23 protein-coding genes and 1 tRNA gene are annotated in these 26,595 nt (G+C 53.7%); 15 read left to right on the top strand and 9 right to left on the bottom strand.

Going from position 1 to position 26,595, the window contains the following annotated elements; translation table 11 throughout:
* Positions 1–206: 206 nt before the first annotated feature.
* Genes QZ303_RS04640 through purL form a run of 5 tightly spaced genes read right to left on the bottom strand, consistent with a single transcriptional unit; the run spans position 207 to position 9,000 of the window.
* Complete coding sequence (locus QZ303_RS04640) at positions 207–1,913, bottom strand: acyl-CoA dehydrogenase family protein (RefSeq protein ID WP_295729793.1); 1,707 nt, start codon at positions 1,911–1,913, stop codon at positions 207–209.
* Positions 1,913–2,941, bottom strand: coding sequence for an electron transfer flavoprotein subunit alpha/FixB family protein (locus tag QZ303_RS04635; RefSeq protein WP_295729791.1), 1,029 nt, complete (start codon positions 2,939–2,941; stop codon positions 1,913–1,915). Before QZ303_RS04635 ends, QZ303_RS04640 begins: the two co-directional genes overlap by 1 nt.
* Positions 2,942–2,952: 11 nt before the next feature.
* Positions 2,953–3,825: an electron transfer flavoprotein subunit beta/FixA family protein gene (locus QZ303_RS04630; RefSeq protein WP_295729789.1), complete on the bottom strand. Its 873-nt coding sequence runs from the start codon at positions 3,823–3,825 to the stop codon at positions 2,953–2,955.
* A 43-nt stretch (positions 3,826–3,868) separates the two neighbouring features.
* A complete protein-coding gene (locus QZ303_RS04625) occupies positions 3,869–5,272 on the bottom strand; it encodes an amidophosphoribosyltransferase (protein WP_295729787.1) in 1,404 nt (467 codons plus the stop codon).
* A 26-nt stretch (positions 5,273–5,298) separates the two neighbouring features.
* Positions 5,299–9,000: a phosphoribosylformylglycinamidine synthase gene (gene purL, locus QZ303_RS04620; RefSeq protein WP_295729785.1), complete on the bottom strand. Its 3,702-nt coding sequence runs from the start codon at positions 8,998–9,000 to the stop codon at positions 5,299–5,301.
* Between the two features lie 471 nt (positions 9,001–9,471).
* Here purL and QZ303_RS04615 point away from each other — a divergent pair, with 471 nt between their 5' ends.
* The 12 genes from QZ303_RS04615 (at position 9,472) to QZ303_RS04560 (ending at position 23,204) form a co-directional block, all read left to right on the top strand.
* The gene (locus tag QZ303_RS04615) at positions 9,472–10,833 is read left to right on the top strand and encodes a trigger factor (protein WP_295729782.1); all 1,362 of its coding nucleotides are present in this window, start codon (positions 9,472–9,474) and stop codon (positions 10,831–10,833) included.
* A gap of 212 nt (positions 10,834–11,045) precedes the next feature.
* A complete protein-coding gene (clpP, locus tag QZ303_RS04610; protein WP_295729780.1) occupies positions 11,046–11,735 on the top strand; it encodes an ATP-dependent Clp endopeptidase proteolytic subunit ClpP in 690 nt (229 codons plus the stop codon).
* A gap of 9 nt (positions 11,736–11,744) precedes the next feature.
* Positions 11,745–12,998 (top strand): ATP-dependent Clp protease ATP-binding subunit ClpX, encoded by a 1,254-nt coding sequence (clpX, locus tag QZ303_RS04605; protein ID WP_295729777.1) that lies wholly within the window; start codon positions 11,745–11,747, stop codon positions 12,996–12,998.
* Between the two features lie 91 nt (positions 12,999–13,089).
* Entirely contained in the window at positions 13,090–15,273 is a 2,184-nt protein-coding gene (recQ, locus tag QZ303_RS04600) for a DNA helicase RecQ (RefSeq protein ID WP_295729774.1), read from the top strand.
* Positions 15,274–15,368: 95 nt separating this feature from the next.
* Entirely contained in the window at positions 15,369–16,238 is an 870-nt protein-coding gene (gene purU / locus QZ303_RS04595; RefSeq protein WP_295729771.1) for a formyltetrahydrofolate deformylase, read from the top strand.
* Positions 16,239–16,298: 60 nt separating this feature from the next.
* The gene (hisH, locus tag QZ303_RS04590; protein WP_295729888.1) at positions 16,299–16,892 is read left to right on the top strand and encodes an imidazole glycerol phosphate synthase subunit HisH; all 594 of its coding nucleotides are present in this window, start codon (positions 16,299–16,301) and stop codon (positions 16,890–16,892) included.
* Between the two features lie 6 nt (positions 16,893–16,898).
* Complete coding sequence (locus tag QZ303_RS04585; protein WP_295729768.1) at positions 16,899–17,630, top strand: 1-(5-phosphoribosyl)-5-[(5-phosphoribosylamino)methylideneamino] imidazole-4-carboxamide isomerase; 732 nt, start codon at positions 16,899–16,901, stop codon at positions 17,628–17,630.
* A complete protein-coding gene (hisF, locus tag QZ303_RS04580; RefSeq protein ID WP_295729764.1) occupies positions 17,624–18,379 on the top strand; it encodes an imidazole glycerol phosphate synthase subunit HisF in 756 nt (251 codons plus the stop codon). The genes QZ303_RS04585 and hisF overlap by 7 nt, the downstream gene beginning before the upstream one ends.
* Positions 18,376–18,978, top strand: coding sequence for a bifunctional phosphoribosyl-AMP cyclohydrolase/phosphoribosyl-ATP diphosphatase HisIE (gene hisIE, locus QZ303_RS04575; RefSeq protein ID WP_295729761.1), 603 nt, complete (start codon positions 18,376–18,378; stop codon positions 18,976–18,978). Before hisF ends, hisIE begins: the two co-directional genes overlap by 4 nt.
* A 15-nt stretch (positions 18,979–18,993) precedes the next feature.
* Positions 18,994–19,662 carry a cell division ATP-binding protein FtsE gene (locus tag QZ303_RS04570; protein ID WP_295729758.1) on the top strand — a complete coding sequence of 223 codons (669 nt, stop codon included), beginning with the start codon at positions 18,994–18,996 and terminating at the stop codon, positions 19,660–19,662.
* Between the two features lie 97 nt (positions 19,663–19,759).
* A complete protein-coding gene (locus QZ303_RS04565) occupies positions 19,760–21,196 on the top strand; it encodes an alpha-amylase family glycosyl hydrolase (RefSeq protein ID WP_295729754.1) in 1,437 nt (478 codons plus the stop codon).
* A 616-nt stretch (positions 21,197–21,812) separates the two neighbouring features.
* The gene (locus QZ303_RS04560; RefSeq protein WP_295729751.1) at positions 21,813–23,204 is read left to right on the top strand and encodes a DEAD/DEAH box helicase; all 1,392 of its coding nucleotides are present in this window, start codon (positions 21,813–21,815) and stop codon (positions 23,202–23,204) included.
* Positions 23,205–23,337: 133 nt separating this feature from the next.
* Here QZ303_RS04560 and QZ303_RS04555 read toward each other — a convergent pair whose 3' ends face one another.
* From QZ303_RS04555 to QZ303_RS04540, 4 genes are all read right to left on the bottom strand, one after another.
* Entirely contained in the window at positions 23,338–23,724 is a 387-nt protein-coding gene (locus QZ303_RS04555; protein WP_295729748.1) for a DUF3127 domain-containing protein, read from the bottom strand.
* A gap of 92 nt (positions 23,725–23,816) precedes the next feature.
* Positions 23,817–24,242, bottom strand: a complete 426-nt coding sequence (locus QZ303_RS04550) for a helix-turn-helix domain-containing protein (RefSeq protein ID WP_295729745.1) — start codon at positions 24,240–24,242, stop codon at positions 23,817–23,819.
* A gap of 218 nt (positions 24,243–24,460) precedes the next feature.
* Entirely contained in the window at positions 24,461–24,892 is a 432-nt protein-coding gene (locus QZ303_RS04545; RefSeq protein ID WP_295729742.1) for a hypothetical protein, read from the bottom strand.
* Positions 24,889–25,245, bottom strand: a complete 357-nt coding sequence (locus QZ303_RS04540; RefSeq protein WP_295729739.1) for an XRE family transcriptional regulator — start codon at positions 25,243–25,245, stop codon at positions 24,889–24,891. Before QZ303_RS04540 ends, QZ303_RS04545 begins: the two co-directional genes overlap by 4 nt.
* A gap of 170 nt (positions 25,246–25,415) precedes the next feature.
* On the opposite strand from QZ303_RS04540, the gene QZ303_RS04535 reads away from it, so the two are divergent.
* The 3 genes from QZ303_RS04535 to QZ303_RS04525 all read left to right on the top strand — a co-directional run bounded on the left by QZ303_RS04535 (position 25,416) and on the right by QZ303_RS04525 (position 26,240).
* Positions 25,416–25,688 (top strand): hypothetical protein, encoded by a 273-nt coding sequence (locus QZ303_RS04535; RefSeq protein WP_295729736.1) that lies wholly within the window; start codon positions 25,416–25,418, stop codon positions 25,686–25,688.
* 17 nt (positions 25,689–25,705) lie between these two features.
* Positions 25,706–26,071 carry a hypothetical protein gene (locus tag QZ303_RS04530; protein ID WP_295729733.1) on the top strand — a complete coding sequence of 122 codons (366 nt, stop codon included), beginning with the start codon at positions 25,706–25,708 and terminating at the stop codon, positions 26,069–26,071.
* Between the two features lie 90 nt (positions 26,072–26,161).
* Positions 26,162–26,240: transfer RNA gene (locus tag QZ303_RS04525), tRNA-OTHER, on the top strand.
* The last annotated feature ends 355 nt before the right edge of the window (positions 26,241–26,595 follow it).

Below are 26,595 nucleotides of genomic sequence, written 5' to 3'. Positions count from 1 at the left end.
GTGGATTTAAGATTATATTCACGAATATGGATATGGAATATGCAAATTTAGACATTGCAGTCCCTCTCCACGGGGCATTTCATGCTGAAATAAGGGGTAATTTTTGACGTAATCCCACCCGACAGCCCTCCCTGCATGTCACGACTGCGCCCTGCCTCGCAAACAAATGCGAGGCAGGGCGCAGTATATCAAGGACAACCTTTCGGTCAGGCCTGCTTGTAGATGGAGGTCTCGGCGGGATTGAAGCGGCCGATGAAGTCGGCATGCTTGGTCACTTCGGCCTGGGCGAGGTTGAAGTAAACGCGTGCGCTCGCATCAAACAGCTCGGCATTGCGCGAGGCATCGAGTATGAGCAGGTGACTCATGATGATGTTTCCTGCCATCTCCACCAGACGACGTGCCATGAAGTCGAGATATGCGGGATCTTTGGCCTCGGTGACCTTCTTCACACACTCCTCGTAGGTGGCTGTGAGCTTGGCCAGCTCGTCGCGCAGAGGCTTGTAGGTATGCCCTATCTCCTGGGCCTCGTAGGTGCGGATGAGGTTGAGGTAGGTACCGGTGGTGACGTGGCGGATTGCAGCCACTACCTGGAGCTGAGTCGTGCCTTCATAGATGGATGTGATGCGTGCGTCGCGGTAGATGCGCTCGCAGGCATAATCCTTCATGAAGCCCGAGCCGCCGTGGATCTGTATGGCGTCGTAAGCATTCTGGTTGGCATATTCGCTTCCCAAACCCTTCACAAGGGGAGTGCAGGCATCGGCAAACTTACTGTAGTACTTGGCTTCCTTGCGTTCCTCCGGGGTGAGGGGACGTTCCTTAGCGATATCGTCGTAGATCTTGTAGATGTCGACGAAACGGGAGCACTCGTAGAGAAGCGAACGCGAAGCCTCAAGCTTGGCCTTCATCACTGAAAGGATCTCGTAGACGGCAGGGAACTCAATGATTGCCTTGCCGAACTGCTTGCGGTCGCGTGCATACGAGAGAGCCTCACGGTAGGCTGCCTCCGAGATGCCGACCGACTGGGCGGCGATGCCGAGACGCGCACCGTTCATCAGTGCCATCACATACTTGATAAGACCAAGCTTGCGCGAGCCGCACAGCTCGGCTTTGGCATTGCGATAGACCAGCTCGCATGTGGGCGATCCCTTGATGCCCATCTTGTTCTCTATGCGTCGCACGGTGACACCGCCGTCGCGCTTGTCGTAGATGAACATGGAAAGGCCTCGGCCATCCTTTGTGCCATCCTCCGAACGGGCAAGCACCAGATGGATGTCGCTGTCGCCGTTGGTGATGAATCGCTTCACACCGTTGAGACGCCATGTGCCGTCGGGCTGCTCGGTGGCCTTGAGCATCACGGACTGCAGGTCGGAACCGGCATCAGGCTCGGTAAGGTCCATCGACATAGTCTCACCCTCGCACACGCGGGTAATGAAACGCTTTTTCTGCTCCTCGTCGGCAAACTCGTAGATAGTCTCGGCACAATCCTGAAGCCCCCACAAGTTCTCGAATCCGGCATCCGCGCGGCTAACAATGTCAGCGGCCATGATGTAGGGGGTGATGGGGAAGTTGAGACCGCCGAAACGACGGGGCATCGCCATACCCATCAGTCCGGCCTTGCGGCACGCATCGAGATTGACGGAAGTGGCGTCGGCATACTTCACGTGGCCATCGATCACCTGCGGGCCCTGATGGTCGACATCCTCAGCATTGGGGGCTATGATGTTGCCTGTGATCTCACCTACGATATCGAGCACCTTGTCGTAGGAATCCATGGCATCGTCGAAGTTGAACGGAGCATAGTCATACTTGTCAGCTTCGGAAAAATCGCGTTCCTTCAGTGCGACAATCTTACCCATCAGCGGATGGGTAAGGTGGTGCTTGAGCACCGGATTGTCGTTATAAAAATTTGCCATTACTTCGAGTTTTTCTTGTAATACTTAATGAGTTTAGGCACGACATCCTCCACATTGCCGGTAATCACATAGTCGGCGATGGTATTGATAGGTGCGTTGGGGTCGTTGTTGACCGAAATGATTATGGAGCTTTCCTGCATGCCGGCAATATGCTGGATCTGGCCGGATATGCCGCAGGCTATGTAGAGCTTCGGACGCACGGTGACTCCGGTCTGGCCGATCTGACGGTCATGCTCTGCAAAACCGGCATCTACAGCGGCACGCGACGCTCCAACCTCGGCGCCGAGAGTGGCGGCAAGGTCGAACAGCATGTCGAAACCCTCCTTCGAACCCATTCCGTAGCCGCCGGCAACGATGATGGGCGAATTCTTGATGTTGATCTTCGATTTCTCGATATGACGGTCGATGATCTCCACGACGAAATCCTCGGGCTTCACATATTTCGAGGCATCGAGATTTACCACCGTACCCTTGTAGGCGGGATCCTTGATCTCCTTCTTCATGACGCCTTCGCGCACGGTAGCCATCTGAGGACGATGGTCGGGGTTGACGATCGTAGCCACGATGTTGCCGCCGAAAGCCGGGCGTATCTGATAGAGAAGGTCGGTATAGCTCTTGCCTGTCTTGGGGTCGGTGTGGTCACCGATCTCAAGCGAAGTACAGTCGGCGGTGAGACCACTGTGGAGGCATGAGCTTACGCGCGGGCCGAGGTCGCGGCCTATGCATGTCGCACCCATGAGGCATATCTGGGGCTTGATTTCCTTGAAAAGGTTGATGAGGACAGCCGCATGGGGATTGGAGGTATATGGATAGAGGCGCGCGTCCTCCACCTTGTAAACCACGTCTACTCCGTAAGGGAAAAGCGAGTCCTCTATGCCGTTGAGCTTGTCGCCAACTACCAGCGCCTCGAGTTTCACACCGAGCTTGTCGGCGAGCACACGGCCCTTGGTAAGAAGTTCAAGGCTCACGTCGGCTACCTTGCCATGCTCATACTCGCAATATACTATGAGATTGTTGTTGTCGTTCATGATTCTAAAAATTAGCCGATGGTGTGGTTGACGATAAGCTCCTTGATAAGATCCTCGATTTGAGTGTCGTCGTCTGTGAGCGTGCGGCTCTCCTTGGCGGTGAACACTACGTTTTCAATGGCCTTCACCTTTGTTGGCGAACCGGCCAGACCGATCTGCGCGGGATCGGCATCTACGTATGCGGCGCTCCACTCCTGGAGGGAAAGGTAGGGACGCGCATCAACAAGTGCCTGAAGCTCCGGAGCAAGGTTGCCCTTCTCGGAAGGCGACACGGCATATTTGAATTTCTGCACTCGCTTTGCATTGCGCGGACGGCACTCGGCTGCAGAACCATTGACAGTCACCACGCAAGGGAGCGGAGCCACTACGGTCTCCACGCCGCCCTCGATACGGCGTTTCACAGTCACCTTGCCATCCTTGAGGTCAAGGATCTCCTCGGCATAAGTAACCTGCGGAATGCCAAGCTTCTCGGCAATCTGCGGGCCTACCTGGGCGGTGTCGCCGTCGATGGCCTGACGTCCGCCGAGAATGATATCATAATTACCGAACTTCTTCACAGCCTGGGCCAGAGAATAGGAAGTGGCCAGTGTGTCGGCGCCTCCGAGAGCGCGGTCGGTAAGCACTATGCCTGTGTCAGCGCCACGGTACATGGCCTCACGGATGATTTCAGCAGCACGAGGTAGACCCATCGTAAGGAGGGTCACCGTAGAACCCGGATTAGCATCCTTGAGACGGAGCGCCTGCTCCAATGCGTTCAAGTCCTCCGGATTGAAGATTGCCGGAAGGGCGGCACGGTTAATCGTACCGTCGGCCTTCATGGCATCTTTGCCCACATTGCGGGTGTCGGGCACCTGCTTGGCGAGCACGATGATGTTAAGACTCATACTTTTAAGGTTATAAATATTGTATTGATTGAATTCTATCGGTTCACTCGTAGCTCGTACCGTCGAAACAATGGGTGCAGACCTTGCACTTAGGCAATCCTATTGCCTTTACGACAGTCTCCACCGAGCTGAATTTCAACGATGTCAGTCCGAGTTGTTCACGTATCTTCTCCACCATGGCATTATACTGCGGCGAGCCGGTGGTAGCATACTTTTCGAGATCCTTGTCGGGATTTCCCTCCAGCTCCTTTATCACACGGCGCGTGATCAGCTCCATGTCGCTCTTCGAAGCGGTGAAGTTGATGAACTTGCAAGGGTAGATAAGCGGCGGACAGCTGATGCGCACATGCACCTCCTTGGCTCCACAGTCGAACAGATCCTTCACATTGTCGCGGAGCTGTGTGCCGCGCACGATCGAATCGTCGCAGAATATAGCCCTCTTGTTGTAGAGCAACGCCCCGTTGGGGATAAGCTTCATGCGGGCCACAAGCTCACGGCGTTCCTGGGTTGACGGAGTGAAGCTTCTGGGCCATGTCGGGGTGTACTTGACTATGCCGCGACGGTAAGGCACACCCTTGCCTTCGGCATATCCAAGAGCCATACCGATTCCGGAATCGGGCACGGCGCTCACGAAATCAACCTCCTGGTCGTCGTTGCGTCCCATCTCCATACCGGCCTCATAGCGCATCTCGTCGACATTACGCCCCTCGTACTCACACACGGGATAGCCATAGTATGTCCACAGGAATGCACACACCTGCATCTCCTCGCCCGGGGCCTTGAGCTGACGGAACCCGTCGGCCTTGACCTCCACAATTTCGGCAGGTCCGAGATTGTAGCACACCTCGTAGCCAAGGTTGGGAAACGCGCATGTCTCGCTTGTCAAAGCGTGCGATCCCTCTTTCTTTCCTATTATTATAGGAGTGCGTCCGAGGCGGTCACGGGCCGCGATTATGCTGTTCTCTGTCAAGAGGAGCATCGAGCAGGAACCTTTCAGCCGCTTGTAGACATTCTCTATCCCGCTCACATAGTCATTTCCCTCGCATATGAGGGCGGCCACCATCTCCGTTGGATTGATGATGTCGTAGGAGTGCTCGCAGAAGTGGTGTCCCTTTGCAAGCAGCTCCTTCTCCAGCTGGGAAATGTTGTTGATGCGTCCCACCGTGACAATCGCGAACTTACCGAGATGGCAGTTGACGATGATGGGCTGCGCGTCGGTGTCGCTGATGACACCGACACCGACATTACCCGTGAAGTCTTTCAGGTCCGGCTCGAACTTCGAGCGGAAATAGCTGTTCTCGATGTTGTGGATCGAGCGGGTAAACACGCCGTTGTTGCACGTGGCTATGCCGGCACGTTTGGTTCCCATGTGGGAGTTGTAGTCAACTCCGTAGAAAAGTTCATTGATGCATTCAGTGCGTTTTGCAACGCCGAAAAAGCCACCCATAAGTAGTTTCTGATAAGTGAATCGTATTATTTCGTCTTTTCCTCAATCCATCGGCGGGCATTGACGAAGGCATCTATCCATGGAGTGACATCCTCCTGACGGCGAGTGGCGGGATAATATCCGCACTGCCACGGGAAAATGGCACGTTCCAGATGGGGCATCATCGCGAGATGACGGCCGTCGGCCGAAGCGATGCCGGCCACGGCGCCACGGCTGCCGTTGGGATTGGCGGGATAGGAATTGTAGTTGTACTTGGCCACGATGTTGTAGCTCGACAGCGGCTCGGGCAGGTTGAAGCGCCCTTCGCCGTGGGCCACCCATATGCCGAGCTTCGAGCCGGAAAGCGAACCGAACATCACGGAATCGTTCTTAGGGATGGTCAGCCCGAGGAACTGCGACTCGAACTTGTGGCTCACGTTGTGCTCCATCGTCGTCTTGCGCTTATGCTCGGGGTTGATGAGATTCAGTTCAATCATCAGCTGGCATCCGTTGCATATGCCAAGGCTCAGCGTGTCGGTGCGCTTGTAGTATGCCTCCAGGGCTGCCTTGGCCTTGTCGTTCCACAGGAATCCCCCGGCCCAGCCCTTGGCAGAACCGAGCACGTCGGAGTTGGAGAATCCTCCGCAGAACACGATCATGTTGACATCCTCCAGAGTCTCGCGGCCTGACATGAGGTCGGTCATGTGCACGTCCTTCACGTCGAACCCTGCGAGATAGAGTGAATAAGCCATCTCACGGTCGCCGTTCACACCCTTCTCGCGGATGATGGCGGCACGCACACCAGACTTGCCGTCGCGACGCAGCGAAAGACCGCGCGAAGCGAGCGAGCCTTTGAAGCCCGACGGGAAACGATAGCGTATGGGCTGCTTCTTGTAGTTCTCGAAGCGCTCGGCGGCACATTTCTCGCCGCTCTGGACGGCATCCATAAGATATGACGAGCGGAACCATACATCGCGCAGATGATCGATGAAGAATATATGGTCGGCGCCGTCGTGTGTGACGGTGAGCATGCGTTCGGCTGAGGGCGCGCCTATGGGGAAGAAACGCACACCTGCTGCGGCAAGGGCATCCTCCACGCGCTGACACTTGTCGTCGGCCACCTGCACCACCAACGCGGGATTCTCAGCGAAAAGTATCTTCACGAGGTCCTTCTCCCCGTCGGCCATGAAACCGTCGGTATTGAAGTCCATACCACCCTCGCAGTTGGCGAAAGCCATCTCAAGGAGCGTAGTCACCAGACCACCTGCGGCAACGTCATGGCCGCCGAGAAGCCAACCTTTCTTCACAAGCGCCTGCACGGCGTTGAATGTGGCGGCGAAGCGTGCTGCATCGGCCACCGTCGGGGCTTCGCTTCCGACCGCATTGAGCGACTGCGCGAATGCCGAGCCGCCCAGCGAGAGCGGAGTGCCGGAGAAATCTATATAATATAATGTAGATGGTTTGTCTTGAAGAACCGGAGTAAGGGTGCGGCGCACATCGCTCACCTCGCCGGCGGCAGAGATAATTACTGTACCGGGGGCATACACCTTGTCATCGCCATATTTCTGTGTCATCGACAGGGAGTCCTTGCCGGTGGGGATGTTGATGCCGAGCGCACACACGAAGTCGGAGCACGCCTCTACGGCACGGTAAAGAGAAGCGTCCTCGCCGGGATTCTTGCACGGCCACATCCAGTTGGCGCTTAGAGAAACGCTCTTGAGACCTTCGGCCATCGGAGCACCCACGATATTTGTGAGAGCTTCTGCAACGGCCATCACCGAACCCTTGGCGGCATCGATGAGCGCCACCTGGGGAGCATGGCCGATGGAAGTGGCTATGCCGGCCTTTCCGCGATAGTCGAGAGCCACCACACCGCAGTCGCTCAACGGTAGCTGAATCTCACCCTGGCACTGCTGACGGGCGATCTTGCCGGTGACTGAGCGGTCGACCTTGTTGGTAAGCCAGTCCTTGCAGGCCACGGCTTCGAGCGAAAGCACGTCGGTGAGGTATTCGTCGATACGGCTCTCATCATATGCGGCGTCCTTGTATGTGGCCACCTGCGTGGTGTCGGTAAGCACGGTCTTGGGCGAGTTGCCGAACATGTCAGCCATGCCGAGGTCGATGGGCTTAACGCCGTCGGCCTGCTCGAACACGAAACGGTCGTCGCCGGTGGTCTCACCGACCACATAGAGAGGCGCACGCTCGCGCTCGGCAATCGTGCGCACGTAATCAATATCCTTCTCCTCGATCACAAGGCCCATGCGTTCCTGGCTCTCGTTGCCGACAATCTCCTTCGCGGAAAGCGTCTTGTCGCCCACGGGGAGCGCGTCGATATGAATCTTGCCTCCGGTCTCCTCGACAAGCTCAGAAAGAGCGTTGAGGTGGCCACCGGCGCCATGGTCGTGGATTGAGACGATGGGGTTGTTGTCGCTCTCGGCAAGAGCGCGTATCACGTTGCTTACGCGCTTCTGCATCTCCGGATTGGCACGCTGCACGGCGTTAAGCTCGATAGCATTGGCATACTGTCCGGTCTCCACTGAAGAGACTGCGCCACCGCCCATACCTATGCGGTAGTTGTCACCGCCCATCACCACCACCTTCTCGTCGGCTACGGGATGACCTTTCAAAGCGTCTTTCTTAGCCGCGAAACCAACACCGCCGGCAAGCATTATCACCTTGTCGTAGGCATACTTCTTGCCATTCTCTTCATGCTCGAACGTGAGCAGCGAACCGCAGATAAGCGGCTGTCCAAACTTGTTGCCGAAGTCGCTGGCTCCATTGGAAGCCTTTATAAGGATGTCACACGGGGTCTGATAGAGCCACACGCGCGGATTCATCATCAGTTCCCAACGGTGCTCGGGAGACATGCGCGGATAAGAGGTCATGTAGACGGCGATGCCGGCGATTGGCAGGGAGGCCTTGCCGCCGCCAAGACGGTCGCGGATTTCACCGCCGGTGCCTGTGGCCGCGCCGTTGAAAGGCTCCACGGTGGTGGGGAAATTGTGAGTCTCGGCTTTCAGCGAGATCACGGTGTCAAGATCCTTGACCTCGAAATAATCGGGGCGGTCCGGATTGACAGGATAAAATTGGTCAACCTTAGGGCCGTCGACAAAGGCTACATTGTCCTTGTATGCCGAGACGAGCTTGTTGGGGTTGACCTGTGAAGTTTTCTTTATAAGCTTGAAGAGCGACGAAGGCTTCTCCTCCCCGTCGATGACGAAAGTGCCGTTGAAAATCTTATGGCGGCAATGCTCGGAGTTAACCTGCGAGAATCCGAACACCTCGCTGTCGGTAAGAGGGCGACCGAGTTTCTTGGCAAGATCGCGCAGATACTGTTCCTCATCAGGACTGAGAGCGAGGCCCTCGGCCTTGTTGTATTCCGAAATGTCATTTATATAGACTATCGGGTCGGGAGTCTTTGCGACAGTGAAGATGCGGCTGTTAAGCCCTTCATAGACGCGCTGCAGCATCTTGTCGTAGCGGGGGTTCTCATCCGACGTGCGCACGAACTCCTCGATGCGGGTTATCCCTTCGAGACCCATGTTCTGGGTTATCTCCACGGCGTTGGTGCTCCACGGTGTTATCATTTCGCGTCGCGGGCCGACAAAACGGCCTTTCAGGCTTGTGGAGGCAAGCATCACAGCTCCCCCGAACAACCACGACAACTTTTCAGCCTCTTTGGCATCGGGCTTGTGGGTGGTTTCGACAGCAATCATGAGATTGGCGCCTTTCTTGAAGAATACAACCATATAACTGTTTCCTAAATGTTGATGACTGGTTTATGAGTAACGTCCCCTGCGGGCATACGCTCTATAGGGTGCAAAATTACAAATTTTCGGCTCATTTGCGTGATATTTGGCCAAAAAGTTGGGATTCGTCCTGATTACAGCCCACAGAAATGCCGCCGCCAGCCGGAACATGGCGCAAAAAAGCCAATTTCTGTCATATTATCCCACATCAATGCAAATAATCCATAATCTTGCGGAGGCCACCAGAACTTTGGCACACAATTTGCATTATGACATATAGCCGACTATAGCCGCAAATGCGGCATGCGCCGGAGCACCTGCAAAAAAGATTCGGAGGAAATTTGCAGATTTGACATTTTTAGCACTAAATTTGTGCCCGATTTGTCTAACATGGCGCACATACGCCCCAGCCTCTCCACGGCATTATCCGATGTCAGCAAAAATAATCACAATATAAATACAGTCAACGCAATGAACGTTACACTCGACAAGACAGACAACGTGAGCGCCGTGCTCAACGTGTCGATTGAAGAAAACGACTACAAGCCCGAAGTAGAGAAGAAGCTCAAGGAAATCGCCCGTAACGCCAACATACCCGGATTCCGCAAAGGTCACGTACCCGCAGGCATGATACAGAAGCGTTTCGGAAAGCAGGCTACTTCCGACGCCATAAACGATATAGTATACAATGCTGTAGTTAATTACATCCGCGACAACAAGCTCGCAGTGCTCGGCCAGCCCGTTCCCGTCGATGTGAAGGAACTCGACCTCGACAACCAGAAGGATTTCCAATTCCAGTATCTGCTGGCTCTCGTGCCCGAAATCAACGTGGTGCTCGACAAGGAAATCCACATGCCATACTATAAGATTAATGTGACCGACGAAATGGTCAACGAGCAGAGCGACAAGTTCCGCGAACGCTTCGGCGCACAGGTGCCCGGCGATACCGTCGAGCCTAACGCCCTTGTCAAAGGCTCGATCATGGAGCATGACTCCGAAGGCAACGTAAAGACAGACGAGTCGGCCATACAGATGATCAACGGCATCGTGGCCCCGATGTATTTTAAAGACAAGGAAGAGGCCGAGAAGTTCGCAGGCAAGAAGGTCGACGACAAGGTGGTGTTCAACCCCTGGAAAACATGCGAAGGCAATGTCGCCGAACTTTCCTCTATGCTCGGCATAGACAAGGATAAGGCTGCCGACGTCAAGGGCGATTTCGAAATGACGATATCGGAGATTATCGTCGTGCGTCCGGCCGAACTCAACCAGGAACTGTTCGACAACGTGCTCGGCAAGGATGCCGCCACCGACGAGTCTCAGTACCTCGCAGGCGTGAAGGCCATGATAGAGCGCGACCTTGAGCAGAACAGCAAGTACCTCTTCCGCGCCGACGTGCAGAAGTACATGACCGACAAGTACGGTGACATGGAGATACCCGCCGAGACCCTCAAGAAGTGGCTCGTGGCATCCAACGATGGTATCACCGAAGAGAATGTCGATGCCGAATTCGAAAAGATGCTCCCCTCGCTCAAATGGCAGCTCATCAAGGAGCGCATGGCCGAGCTCTGCGAGATCAAGATCGAAGAGAACGACCTCCTCGACTTCGCCAAACTTATCGCCCGACAGCAGTTCGCCCAGTACGGCATGACCAACGTGCCCGACGACACCCTCGAAGAGTATGCAAAGCGCATCCTCTCCGACAAGAACTATCGCCCGCGCCTGATAGAGGAAGTAGGCGACATGAAGCTCTTCAACGCCGTAGAGGCCAAGGTGTCGCTCGACGAAAAGACAGTATCGCTCGACGAATTCAAGGAGATCGCACAGAAGGCCTGAGAAATTCCGTCCGAACAATAGATACACACCACAGGGCGATGTGCACGGCATGTGCGACATCGCCCTTTCCTATGCATCCTCCGGAAAAACAAGAAAAAAACGGGGAAAAAAGCATATGCCACACGATATTTTTGGAATATCATAAAAATTCACTATCTTTGAATAAATAATTTCCGGAAATGCCGGAAGGCGTCTCCATTCATACAGAAAACATGAACAACGACTTTAGAAACTACGCTGTAAAGCATTGCGGACTCAATGGCCTCGCGCTCGACCAGTATGTCGCCGCCACCAACTCCGCCAACATAACTTCCAGCTACATCTCCCCCACCATCATCGAGGAACGCCAGCTCAACGTGGCCCAGATGGATGTGTTCTCCCGCCTTATGATGGACCGCATCATCTTTCTCGGCACTGAAGTCAACGACTATACCGCCAACGTGATCCAGGCTCAGCTGCTCTACCTCGACTCGGCCGATCCCGGCAAGGATGTGTCAATCTACATCAACTCTCCCGGCGGCTCGGTATATGCCGGCCTGGGGATATACGACACTATGCAGTACATATCATCGGACGTAGCCACCATATGTACAGGCATCGCTGCTTCGATGGCAGCCGTGCTCCTCGTGTCGGGCACCGCCGGAAAGCGCTTCGCTCTCAAGCACTCACGCGTCATGATACACCAGCCAATGGGTGGCGCTCAAGGACAGGCAAGCGACATCGAGATCACAGCACGCGAAATCCAAAAACTCAAGAAAGAACTCTACACCATCATCGCCGACCATTCCGGACAGCCGTTCGAGAAAGTGGAGCGCGACTCCGACCGCGACTACTGGATGACCGCCGAAGAAGCAAAGGAATACGGCATGATCGATCAGGTGCTTGTAAAAGCCAAACACTGATTCCTGACAATGGCAAAGAAAACGACACCGGTATGCTCTTTCTGCGGACGCCCCGCAGACATGGCCGAAGGGATGATCCCTTCGGCCACCAACAACGGCACATACATCTGCACCGATTGCGTGGACGCTATGGAGCAGATGCTCAAGGAGGTGCGCAACGAGTCGCGGCAGGCCGACAGTTCCGACAGCACGACCAGCCTCTCCGACATCCCCAAGCCGAAGGAAATATGCGCGTTTCTCGACCAATACGTGATAGGTCAGGACGATGCCAAGAAATATCTCTCCGTAGCCGTTTACAACCACTACAAGCGTCTGGCGCAGGACTCCGACGATGTTGACATCGAGAAGAGCAACATAATACTCGTAGGCCCGACAGGCACAGGCAAGACCTTGTTAGCAAAGACGATAGCACGTTTGCTCAACGTGCCGTTCACCATCGTCGACGCCACCGTACTAACTCAGGCCGGCTACGTCGGCGAGGACATCGAGAGCCTGCTCACACGCCTGCTCCAGGTGGCCGACTACGATGTGGCAAAGGCCGAAAAGGGCATTGTGTTCATCGACGAGATCGACAAGATAGCCAGAAAAGGCGACAACCCTTCAATCACCCGCGACGTGAGCGGCGAGGGCGTGCAGCAGGGTCTTTTGAAGCTGCTCGAAGGATCGGTTGTCAACGTGCCCCCGCAAGGTGGCCGCAAGCATCCCGAGCAGAGGATGATACCCGTCAACACGAAAAACATCCTCTTCATCTGCGGAGGTGCTTTCGACGGCATAGAGCAGAAGATAGCCCATCGCCTCAACACCCACGTAGTGGGATACTCCACCGACCAGGCGCGCCAGCGCATCAAGCGCGACAACTATCTGAAGTATGTGATGCCTCAGGACTTGAAATCGTTCGGACTCATCCCGGAAATCATCGGCCGACTCCCGATCCTGACAAACCTTGAGCCTCTCGACCGTGAGGCCCTGCGCAGGGTGCTAACCGAACCGAAAAACGCCATCGTACGACAGTACGAGAAGCTTTTCGCGATGGACGGAGTGAAGCTGACATTCGCCGACGACGCGCTCGACCTGATTGTCGACAAGGCCATCGAGTACAAGCTCGGCGCGCGCGGACTGCGCTCGATAGTGGAGACCATCATGATCGACAGCATGTTCGAGATTCCATCCACACGTAAGCGCACATTCACCGTCACTCGCGAATATGCGTTGGAGAAACTCGATAAAGCCAACTTCGACACCAACAATTCCGATTCCAAATGACCGGACCGTTGAGTCCGGTCAACAATAAACGACATTAAGCAACAATCATTAATTCCGCCGCGACACCGGCACGTTAATCACGATCACTACCATGCCAGACAAGTCGATCCTCCTCACCGAAGAGCTGAAAAAGCATTTCGGATTTGACACATTCAAAGGCAACCAGGAAGCCATCATAACCTCCCTCATGGATGGGAACGACACTTTCGTGCTCATGCCTACAGGAGGGGGAAAGTCGCTATGCTACCAGCTCCCGGCGCTTCTCATGCCCGGCACGGCAATCGTGATATCTCCGCTCATCGCCCTCATGAAGAATCAGGTCGATGCAATGCGCAGCTTCAGTGAGGTCGATGCGATCGCACATTTCCTCAACTCATCGCTCACCAAGGCGGCAATCGAGGAGGTGAAGGCCGACATCATGTCGGGAAAGACCAAACTGCTCTACGTGGCCCCGGAGTCGCTTACAAAAGAGGACAATATAGAATTTCTAAAGACAGTACCCATTTCCTTCTACGCAGTGGACGAAGCCCACTGCATATCCGAATGGGGGCATGACTTCCGCCCTGAATACCGGCGCATCCGACCGATAATAAACGAGATCTCGCCACGTCCGGTGATCGCGTTGACTGCCACGGCCACACCTAAGGTGCAGCACGACATACAGAAGAACCTCGGCATGCAGAACGCCATGCTCTTCAAGTCGTCGTTCAACCGCACCAACCTCTACTATGAGGTGCGTCCAAAGACATCTACGATCGACCGCGACATAATCCGGTTCATCAAGCAGCAGGAAGGCAAGAGCGGCATCATATACTGCCTCAGCCGTAAGAAGGTAGAGGAACTCGCCGAAATCCTCCGGCTGAACGACATTCGCGCCCTACCCTATCATGCAGGTCTTGATCAGAACACCCGTGCCGCCAACCAGGACGCATTCCTCCTTGAGAAAGTCGATGTGATCGTAGCGACAATAGCTTTCGGCATGGGTATCGACAAGCCCGACGTGCGATTCGTGATCCACTACGACATACCCAAATCACTCGAAGGATATTACCAGGAGACCGGCCGCGCCGGCCGCGACGGGGGCGAAGGCCGATGCATTGCATTCTACATGCACAAGGATCTCCAAAAAATGGAGAAATTCATGCAGGGAAAACCGCCGGCAGAACAGGAAATCGGACGCCAGCTGCTCCTTGAGACAGCGGCTTATGCCGAATCCTCACTGTGCAGAAGGAAACTGTTGTTGCACTACTTCGGTGAGTCATACACCGAGGAAAACTGCGGGAACTGTGATAACTGTTTAAACCCAAAGAAACTCGTGGAAGCAAAAGATGAATTGTGCGCCATAATTGAAACAGTCAGCGCACTGAAAGAGAAATTCAAGCCCGAGCAGATCATCGACGTCATGCTCGGTAAAAACACGCCTACCGTAAAGACCTATGCCCAGGACGAGCTGGAAGTGTTCGGCTGTCTGCAAGGGAGCGATTCACGCACACTGTCAACCATCATACGCCAGGCCCAGATTGCCGGATACCTCGACCGCGACATCGAAAACTTCGGCATATTGAAGCTCACACCCAAAGGGAAAGCGTATTACAAGAAACCGACATCCTTCAAGGTCGTCGAGGACAACGACTTCAGCGAGGACGAAGAAGAACAGGTGATGAAAAGCGGCGCCGCATGTGCCGTCGATCCAGAGCTTTACAATATCCTGAAAGACCTTCGCAAGAAAATGGCGAAGCGCCTCGAACTGCCCCCCTACGTCATATTCCAGGATCCGTCGCTTGAAGCGATGGCCACCACCTACCCCATTACCATCGACGAGCTTCAGAACATTCCAGGGGTCGGAGCCGGAAAGGCGAAGAGATACGGTGAAGAATTTCTCAAGGTGATAAAGGCTCATGTGGAGGAGAACGAGATCGAGCGACCCGAGGACCTGCGCGTAAGAAGCGTGGCCAACAAGAGCAAGCTCAAGATATCAATCATACAGGGCATCGACCGTAAGATCGGACTTGACTCTCTGGCCGAGAGCAAGGGGCTCGAATTCTCCGAACTTCTCGACGAAGTGGAGGCTATAGTGTATTCCGGCACTAAAATCAACATAAACTATTTCCTCGACGAGATAATGGACGATGACCGTCAGGCCGACATCTTCGACTACTTCAAGGAGAGCGAGAGCGACGACCTTGAAGCCGCCATCGAGGAGCTTGGAAACGAATACAGCGAGGAAGAGATACGCCTCGTGCGCATAAAATTCCTCTCCGAACTCGGCAACTGATCATCGCATAATGTCAAATAGGCGGCATGGCATTGCCGCCTATTTGCTTTTTGATATAAAATACGTAACTTTGCCGTCAAAGAAGAACAAAAATCGTGGAAAAGAAAGAAAAAGATACAGCGATACTCCTCATGCACTGTCCCGACCAGCCCGGGATAATAGCGGTGATCACCGAATTCATCACCGTCAACGGCGGCAACATCATGTACCTCGACCAATATGTCGACAAGGCAAACGGCATATTCTACATGCGCGTCGAGTGGGATCTGGCAGGATTCATCATCCCTAAGGAGAAGATCCGCGACTATTTCCACACCCTCTACGCCTGCCGCTACGACCTTAGCTATTCGCTGAAATTCTCCTCACAGAAGCAGCGCATGGCCATCTTCGTCAGCAAGATGTCGCACTGCCTCTACGACATACTCGCTCGCGTGGTGGCCGGAGAATGGGAGGTCGAGATTCCCGTCATCATATCCAACCATCCCGATATGGAAAAAGTGGCCAGCCAGTTCGGCATACGCTACGAGGTGTTCCACATCACGAAGGAAAACAAAGCCGAGATGGAAGCCGCCGAGATGGCGCTGTTGCGCGAACTCAACGTGGACTTCATCGTGCTCGCACGCTACATGCAGGTACTCTCGCCTGAGTTTATCGGACAGTATCCGCACCATATCATCAATATCCACCATTCATTCCTCCCGGCCTTTGTCGGAGCAAAACCGTATCATGCCGCCTACGACCGAGGCGTAAAATTAATCGGCGCCACGTCGCACTACGTCACCACCGAACTTGATGCCGGCCCCATCATCGAACAGGACATTACCCGCATCACCCACAAGGACACAATCGACGACCTGGTAAAGAAAGGCCGCGACCTGGAAAAGATAGTCCTCTCGCGGGCGGTGGAGAAACATATACAACGAAAGATTCTGACCTATAAGAACAAGACGGTAGTGTTCAGCTGACATGCCCTGCCTGTACGGCAATGGCCCGCATCTGACGTCATCGTCCAACCCAACCCCGCGATTATGATAGCAGTGGTTAGATATAATGCCGGAAACGTGTTTTCCGTGGAATGCGCGCTCCGGAGGCTTGGCGCGGAATTCGTCGTCACCGACAATGAAAGCGTGCTCGCAAAAGCCGACCGCGTGATATTCCCCGGCGTGGGGGAGGCTGCCGCCGCCATGCACCATCTGCGCGCCACCGGACTCGACCGGGTGATACGCTCGCTGACCGCCCCCGTGCTTGGCATATGCATAGGCCAGCAGCTCATGTGCCGACACTCTGAAGAGGGAGATGTCGACGGCCTCGGAATATTCGATGCCAACGTGAAGCGCCTGATACCTCCGTCACCGGAATTCAAGGTGCCCCACACCGGATGGGACACCGTAGCGCTCACTTCGCCCGACGGCCCGGTCCCTACCGGTCTTGACGGCCATTACTTTTACTACGTTCACAGCTACGCCGTGCCGGTATGCCGACATACCGCCGCCGTAACAGAATATTGCGGTACATGGAGCGCGGCAATGCGCCACGACAACTTCCATGCCGTGCAGTTCCATCCCGAAAAAAGCGGTGCAGACGGGAGCACGCTATTGTCGCACTTCCTTGCACTCTGAAAAATCATGATTGAGATCATACCCGCCATCGACATCATCGACGGCAAATGCGTAAGACTGACACGAGGCGACTACGGCACGTCAAAGGTATATTCCGACGATCCCGTCGACATGGCGATGCGCTTCGCCGATGCCGGATGCCGGCGACTCCACCTCGTGGACCTCGACGGTGCACGCGCCAGCCACATCGTGAACTACCGTACACTCGAACGTGTGGCCGCACGCACTCCACTCGTGATAGACTTCGGAGGCGGCCTCAAAAGCGATGACGACCTGCGCATCGCTTTCGAATGCGGAGCGGCGATGGTGACAGGCGGAAGCATAGCGCTCCGCAACCGTGACAGGTTTCTCCATTGGCTCGACAAATACGGCCCGGAGCGTATCATCCTCGGTGCCGACGCGCGCCACGGAAAGATAGCGTCGGAGGGGTGGACATCCACGTCCGACAACGACATAGTGCCATTCATCGCCGGATACGCCGAGGTCGGCGTATCCAAGGTCATATCCACCGAGATCGGTGTCGACGGCACACTCGCCGGGCCGGCCGTAGAGCTTTACCGCAGGATTCTCGACAGGTGTCCCGGGCTATGGCTCGTGGCAAGCGGAGGTGTCGGCTCAATGGCCGACATAGAGCTTCTCGACGAGGCCGCAGTCCCCGCCGTGATAGTCGGGAAAGCAATCTACGAGGGGCGCATCTCAATTGAAGATATCTCACGCATCAACCGTTCACAATGTTAGCAAAGCGCATCATACCCTGCCTCGATGTCAAGGACGGCAAAACCGTCAAAGGTGTCAACTTCGTAAATTTCCGCGATGCCGGAGATCCCGTGGAACTTGGCCGGCAATATAGCGATCAGGGAGCCGACGAGCTGGTCTACCTCGACATCACGGCATCCCACGAAGGACGCGGAACATTCATCGACCTCGTAAGGCGCGTGGCCGAGAATATCAGCATACCCTTCACCGTAGGAGGCGGGATAAGTGAAGTCGATGACGTGGCGCGACTCCTCGACGCCGGGGCCGACAAGGTGTCGGTCAATTCCGCCGCGCTGCGCTCACCGGCCCTCATCGACGGGATCGCCTCGCGCTACGGGGCGCAGGTGTGTGTGGTGGCAATCGATGCGCGCCATGACGACGGCATCTGGCGCTGCTACATCAACGGCGGACGCAAACCCGTAGGATGCACGCTCCTCGAATGGGCGCACGAGGCTCAGGAACGCGGCGCCGGAGAGATCCTGTTCACCTCGATGGACCACGACGGTGTGAAGGCCGGGTTCGCCTGCGAGGCCCTTGCCGAACTCTCGGAACGCCTGTCAATACCCGTCATAGCCTCCGGAGGGGCCGGACGGATGAACCATTTCATCGACGTGTTCAAACACGGCCATGCCGATGCCGCCCTGGCGGCAAGTATATTCCACTTCGGTGAAATCAACCTCCGGGAATTGAAAAGCTATTTATCACTTAACGACATACCCGTAAGATTATGACAACACTACTTGACTACGATAAAATGGGTGGTCTCATACCCGCCATCATACAGGATGACACGACGAAAAACGTCCTGATGCTCGGATTCATGAACGAGGAAGCCTATCTCAAGACCATAGAGACAGGCAAGGTTACATTCTACAGCCGCACGAAAGGACGCCTATGGACAAAGGGTGAGGAGAGCGGTAACTTCCTCAATGTGGTAAGCATTGAGGAGGACTGCGACCGCGACACGCTCCTCGTGAAAGTAAAGCCTGTGGGTCCGGTGTGTCACAAAGGTACTGACACATGCTTCGGCACGGAAAACACGATGGGGGTGGAGTTTCTGCGCTATCTCCAGGACTTCATCGACCGCCGCCACACAGAGATGCCCGAAGGCTCCTATACCACTTCGCTGTTCAAGAAGGGTGTCAACCGCATGGCGCAGAAAGTAGGCGAGGAAGCGGTAGAGACTGTGATAGAAGCGACCAACGGCACTCGCGACGGCTTCATCTATGAAGCGTCCGACCTTATCTACCACCTCATAGTGCTGCTCACATCGCAAGGTCTGCGCATCGAGGATCTTGCCGCCGAGCTTCAGAAACGCCACAAGGAATGAGCCACCTATCCTGCCATGGAAGCGCCATTAGTAGACTATCAGGGAGTGGAACTCCACCGCAAAGAGCTGATTGTGCTCAAGGACGTCGACCTTAGGGTCGAAGCCGGAGAGTTCCTGTATATAATCGGAAAAGTCGGAAGCGGGAAAAGCAGCCTTATGAAATCGATGTATGCCGACATCCCCGTAATCGCCGGAAAGGCCGACGTGCTCGGCTACGACCTCTCCGCTATAAAGCGCAAGGAGGTGCCGATGCTCCGACGGGAGATAGGTATCGTGTTCCAGGATTTCCAGCTGCTTACCGACCGCTCGGTCTACAACAACCTGCTCTTCGTGCTTGAAGCCACGGGGTGGAAGTCGAAGGCCGACATGGACGAGCGTATCGAGGAGGTACTCAAAGAGGTCGGGATGCTCAACAAAAGCTACAAGATGCCCCACGAGCTTTCGGGCGGAGAGCAACAACGCATCGTCATAGCGCGTGCGCTCCTCAATCGCCCGCGCCTCATCCTCGCCGACGAGCCTACCGGCAACCTCGATCCCGCCACCGGCGAACAGATCGTGGCCTACCTCCACCAGATAGCCAAGGAAGGTACCGCCGTGATAATGGCCACCCACAACCTCAACCTCCTGGAGCAATTCCCGGCAAGGTTACTGCGCTGCCACGACAAGCGCATTACCTCGTTCTGACACTATGCGTCTGTCGCCACGACCCGGCCGACCACCACCTATAACCCCGATTCTAAAACACCGCATAAACATTGTATTCTAAAGATATTTACAAAGAATGATGAAAAACTACATTTTACTTCCCGTAACAGGCATCGCCATCGGAGCGATCCTGGGCGCATGCAACCCGAAGCAGCCCGAAGTGCCGACAAACGACAGTGCCATCCTCCACGCGTGGTCATGGTCATTCGACACAATTGCAGCCAACATGAAAACTATTGCCGATGCAGGCTTCGACTTCGTGCAGACATCACCGGCCAACACATGTTTCGTCGGTGAAGATGGCGGCATGGCGCTGTTCAGCGAAGAAGGCGATTCAGTGAAAGGCAAGTGGTACTACTACTATCAGCCAATCGACTGGAAAATCGGCAACCACCTCCTCGGCACACGCGACCAGTTCAAAGCCATGTGCGACAGCGCCACCAAATACGGTGTCAAAGTGATAGTAGACGTGCTCCCCAACCATACGGCTGTCGACCACACAGCCGTCACCGCCGCCCTCGACAGCGCCGCAGGCGGTCACGACAAGCTTTTTCATGCTAACGGATTCAACAACATCACCGAATGGAACGACCGCTACGAGTGCACCACAGGCATGATGGGAGGCCTGCCGGATGTCAACACTGAGAATTCCGGCTTCCAGCATTACTATCTACAGTATGTCAACGACCTCATAGCATGCGGCGCACGTGGATTCCGCTACGACACAGCCAAGCACATAGGCCTGCCCGACGACCCGCGCGACTCGCTCTCGCAGCGCAACAATTTCTGGGATATAGCCACAGGGCGTGAAAGCGTTCAGGGACTCTCACTCGCCCTCCCAGCCGACAGCCTATTTATCTACGGCGAAGTGCTTCAGGACAAGAACGTGCGCGAGGCCGACTACGCCGCCTACATGTCGCTCACGGCCAGCAACTACGGCCACGCCCTGCGCAATGCGCTCCAAGAAGGTTCATACTATGCCGATAGTCTCGCCGACTGGCAGCATCCCGCTCCCGCCGAAAAACTTGTCACATGGGTGGAGTCGCACGACACGTATGCCAACGAACATGAATCGGCCGACCTTGAGGATGCACAGGTACGCGAAGGCTACGTGTTCCTCGCAGCACGCCGCTTCGGCACTCCGCTATTCTTCAGCCGCCCGATGGGTTCCACGCGGCAAAACTATTGGGGCAACAACCGCATAGGCGCACGTGGCAACGACGAGTTCTTCAATCCCGAGGTAGTAGCTGTCAATAGATTCCGCCATGAGATGCACGGACAGCCCGAACAGATCAACGTAAGCGACAACGGGGCCGTGATTGCCGTGGAACGCGGCATCAAAGGAGTGGCTCTCATCAATATCTCCACCGATACGCAAACACTGAGTCTCCCCTCATCCCTAAAGAAAGGCAGATACACCGACGCCGTCCACCATTCCGATTTCGAGATAGCCGAAGGAAAGATCTCCGGCACGCTGGCCCCACTCTCCTCATATATCATATATCAGCAATGAAAAAATCTTTCCTGAAGATGGCTGTATGATTTCGAGACAACGACTTCAAAATTATCACCATCGCCAAAGGCAAGATTTAATAGCAAAATGCCAGATATGCGCCTTTCGGAATGCTCCCGGAGGCGCATATCTGACATAAATTCACGCTAACTTTAATTTTAACACATTTTAAATATTTTACATCTTTTACAATTCTCGCTTTTATAATAACTTTTCAACATTTGAAGCATAATTATTATTATATTCAAGTGCCATGACGCTCCGGTTCCCGATATTTCGACAAAACATGTTATTAAACATGTACCACATCCCATTGACAGTACAAAACAAATTATTACCTTTGCAACGCAAGAGGGAAACAAAGACCCCCGCTTGACAAGAAATCTTCTTAGCTAATCTAAGAAATCTGACAACCACCGAAACAACACCAACAACAAATACAAAGGTAAACAGAATACTTTTTCATACGTAACTTTCCAATAAAGACAGAATAGATATTCAACAAGCAACAAGCGAGAAATAAGGGTGCCGTGAGGTAGTCTTATTTTTTTATCCCCCTACCCCAAATGCAACGCCACAGGTTGCGCAATCCGTATATATTTGTTAAATTTGCGATATGCATTTTGAAGATCTTGATTTAAGCGACGATATACTCGACGCTATCTACGCGATGCACTTCGACGAGTGCACTCCTATACAGGAACAAGCCATCCCGATCGTACTGCAAGGACGCGACCTCATAGCCATAGCCCAGACCGGCACAGGCAAGACCGCCGCCTACCTCCTCCCGGTGATTGACCTCCTCGCGGACCTTCCCGCGCCGGATGCCGGGGTCAACTGCATAGTCATGGCCCCCACCCGCGAGCTTGCACAGCAAATCGAGCAGCAGATGGACGGATTCTCCTACTATCTCCCAATCTCCTCACTCGCCATCTACGGCGGCACTGACGGCGCCACTTTCGCCCGCCAGCAACGTGCAATGCGCGAAGGTGCCGACGTGGTCATCGCCACACCCGGACGCCTCCAGGCACTCCTGCAGATGGGCGGCATCAATCTCGGAAAAGTCAAATACTTCATCCTCGACGAGGCAGACAGGATGCTCGACATGGGATTCTACGACGATATCATGCGCATCGCCGCCCAACTTCCTACGGAACGCCAGACACTGCTGTTCTCGGCCACAATGCCCCCTCGCATACGAAAGCTCGCCAAGGACATCCTCAGCGATCCCGTGGAAATAAAAATCGCGCCCTCGCGCCCCGTGGAAAAGATAGCCCAGTCGGCCATAATGTGCGGTGACGCCCAGAAAGATGGAGTGCTGCTGCGCCTGCTGAAGGAGCGCCACGGCTCGAAAGTCATAGTGTTCGCCTCTTCGAAACTCGGCGTGCGCGACCTCACCCGCTCACTGCGCCGATCCGGAATAAAAGCCGCAGAGATACACTCCGACCTCGGACAGAAAGAACGCGACGACACTATCCACGACTTCCGAGCAGAACGCCTCGACGTGCTCGTCGCCACCGACCTGCTCGCCCGAGGCATCGACATAGACGACATATCCATGGTGGTCAATTACGACGTTCCCCGCGAACCGGAGGATTATGTTCACCGCGTAGGGCGCACCGGTCGCGCCAACGCCGAAGGCACCGCCGTCACCCTCGTGTCGCCGCGCGACAAACGTGCATTCTCACGCGTGGAATCCACATTGAAAATAAAGATACCCCTGGAGGACGCAGTCCCAGGAGCCGACGCTGGACGTAGTGACCGTTCCGCCACCAAGGATCGACGACGACAAAAGAAGCAAGATGCACCGAAAGGCGCACGCCCTGGCACGCCGAATGCATCGTCCGCACCGGAGACCACCGACAAAGAAACCGCAGAAAAGGAAACCGATAAGGGGAACTCCGGCAAGAAACACGGAAACCGGCGCTACAAGCATCGCCGCCCCTCCTCAGGCAAAGACAAAGCAGATTCCCCCAAAGACCGCACGGACGGCACACCCGCGTCATAGCCCCGGCACGCCACAGTAAAACACTGCGCCGAATCACGCATCGTCATCTACAGACTCTCGCATGATTCGGCGCATTGTTTCTATATGCTTATATATGTCCGCGTCATGTCGCCGCACGACACGAAGTGCGAAATCAGAACGGCAGATCGTCGTTGGGTTCAGGAGTGAGATCGGGCACAGGAGCGGCAGGAGCGCCATAAGCGGGAGCCTGGGCGTAAGTCTGGGGCGCGGGAGCGCCGGGAGCCGCAGGTGCGGTGGCCGGCTCAACCTTCCATCCGTCGATCGAAGTAAACCAACGTCCATTATACTCGCGGCTGTTGATGTCGAAGCTCAGACGTATCTCGTCGCCTACATTAAGAGGATACTGGTCGGCACGGTCACCGAAAAGCACAAAGAACACCTTCTTAGGATAAGTCTCATGCGTCTCCAAAACGTATTCACGTTTTTTCCAGTTGTTTCCGGCACGCGACACACCCGACTGCTCGGGAAGAGCCAATATGATTTTACCTTCTACTTCCATTGTATTTTATTGTATGACAATTATATATGTACGTTCTTCAAAGATGGGAAATTTAAAGCGATACCCTTTCGAGCCTCTTTAACTTGTCAAAGTTAGTCAATTTCGCTCCCAGCCACAAATTTTGAGCCGACAAATTGCAAACTATTTCGGCTTGGCGGATTAAGTATTATTTCTCTATCTTGTCGATTCTTTATTATCGTGTCGAAATTCTCCTGACCCCAAGTAATAAGATTCTGAACGAGCGGCAACAACGTCTTGCCGAAATCGGAAACTGAGTATTCTACCCTCGGAGGTACATCGGGATAGAGCTGACGGTCAAGAATACCGTCGGTATATAACTGGCGCAGGACTTGCGAGAGGACTTTTTCTGATATAGCCGGGATTGTCCGATAAAGTTCGTTGAACCGCGCAGGCTCATTCTCCGAAACTTTCAGGAGCACCACCAAGGCCCATTTGTTGCCCATCCATTCAAGCATGGGAGCAGCCTTGCAATATTCGTAGTCCAATTTTTTTGCCATTTCTCGATGTCGGAACTTATTGATTTTGTGCAAAACAAACTTTTCGGTAAGGGTCAAACCAACCGGTAAGTTATTGCTTTGCCGCTGATTCTCACCTAATTTTGCGCTGTAAAATTAACGAAAATTTGCCGTATATCCGCGTAGTCGACTGAAATACTTGTTCTTTCAATAGGTTTTAATTCCGTGCCGACAATAATACGGAAATGTTTTGCTGGAAGTTACTTCATTCTTTGATAATGCGCTTTGAAAGAATCGTAATGTCTGCTTATTTCATCCGTTATGCTGAATGATTCAAATTCAGCGGCCTTTGTTTTAATATCTTCCTCTGAAGCTTTGTCGATTGTTTCAATCCATTGGATTTCTCCATTATACCAATTGCCATAATCGTTTAACTCTATCCAATCATCGTTGGAAGCTTGAAGAATCCACGACTCTCCGTTTGACTTCTCAAATATGGCTGCATCAAAATCGCCAATGTGGTTTTGAAACCACACCATGAATTCTTCACTGTTATTGTGCATGCCGTGATATGATTCATAATATATCACAACCCAAGGGCCGGTATATTCTGCTTGAGGCTCATCGTCCGAGCTACAGGCTGTCAAAAGTAAGCAACAGATGAGTGTTGTCAATGTTAAGATATTCTTCATTTGTTGAGTTGGTTTTCGAGTTGTTTGATACGTTCGTTGAGTGCTGCTATTGTATCTGATTTTGCATTAATTGCTTGTTGAAGAGTGGTTATAGTATCAAGCAAAGAATTAATGCGTTCAATCTCTTTGCTTTGAGATTTCAGCATCTCCCCCGAATCGCGTAGAAACCAATCGGCTGAAATTTCTGGGAAAGCAGTCAAAGTATTTCGGATTACTTTGGATGATGGCTCTGTACCCTTTTGAAACATTGAACCAATGACAGACTGGGTTACCCCTATCTTAATTGCGAACTGTCTGTCAGACAATTTGTAGGCAGAGATTATATCTCGAATTTTTGCGTTGAGAGAAGTCATGCTGTGAACGTAAAAGCGTTAATAATATTTAAAACTACACTGACAATCGTATTTACGTTTGGATATAAACGTAAATACGATTACTTTTGCAATATCTTAAATCAAACATTACAAAATTAGTGATTTTGATTGAGAGTAACAAGGACATAATCAACTAAAAACGACCAGATATGGCTACATCAATCAAAGGTAAAGAAATCAGCGCACCCATTTGGGGAGGCCATCGCCCCGCGCTGCTGACCACTTGGGAGGAATTGAAAAAGCTCGGTTTCAAAAAACGTGACCGCTCTTTCGGGGTCATTGAAAACGAGGATGGCACAACAACTAAAGCTCTCTATTTCTACGCCACCAAGCATTGTTGCTCCCTCTCTGACGAGCAACTGAAAGGCTGTCGCTATGAATGGTATGTGATTACTGAGACCCTTGACGAAATTTCAGACTAATAATAAATCGTACCTATATGGCAACAACAGAAACAAAACTTGATGATATCCGTGCTGCTTTTGAGCACGACATCAATGACCATGTAAACCGTGCAGAAAAGGCTTTTGCCAAACTGGAGAAGATGAATATATCTCCCGAAGAATATAAGCAAGCAAACTGGCAATTCGGTCTAAACTGCTATGTAGCCGGATACCTCCGCAAAATCAACGGATTTACCGTTGACAGCGGAGAACCGCTCAAGCGTATGGAGGGCCATATCCGGTTCCACGCCTACCAACAGCGCACCAAAGGCAACCTTGATGACAAGCAGGAAATCTCCGTTGCACAAGCTGCCGTTGCTGTAACCCTCGAAGGATATGTAGCAAAATTCTTTGAAGATTAATCCGCCAAAGTCAAACCACCCAACTACGGTGCTCAGGAGTGAGCAATGCCGAGGGTCAAGAGAGACCCGGCCCCGAAAGGGGTTCAATTCGGGAGTATCGATAATCTCAATTTGGTAGAGGCCCGCTAACGAAAGCGAGTGGCTGCAGGTTCGACTCCTGCTACTCCCACATAAGGACGGCTGACATCGATTAGGCCGAGGGCTTTAGCCCCGAGAATGTAGCTTAATGGTAGCGCAACGAGGATCCGGTAGGTGCAGGTTCGATTCCTGCCATTCTCGCAACCAAAGAAGAGTACCTTGACAAGTCTGGAAATTCCGCTGATACCGCCCGGACGGGAGACCACCGGAAGAGTCAGCGATGAGCGATAGCCGATAAATATGCAGGCGAGTAGATCCGAAAGGTCGAAAACCACATTGAGACGGGTCGGTACCGCGATAAGAAAGAGCTCTCCGTGCTTATTGGAAAACCCAGGCGCGGATGCCCCCTGGGGCCAAGGTTGATTTGACCCTTGGAAATAATTTGT

The organism is uncultured Muribaculum sp. (assembly GCF_910583865.1).
Lineage (GTDB): Bacteria > Bacteroidota > Bacteroidia > Bacteroidales > Muribaculaceae > Muribaculum.
The sequence above is the reverse complement of the archived record's forward strand: the minus strand, read 5'-3'. Positions and strand labels throughout refer to the sequence as shown.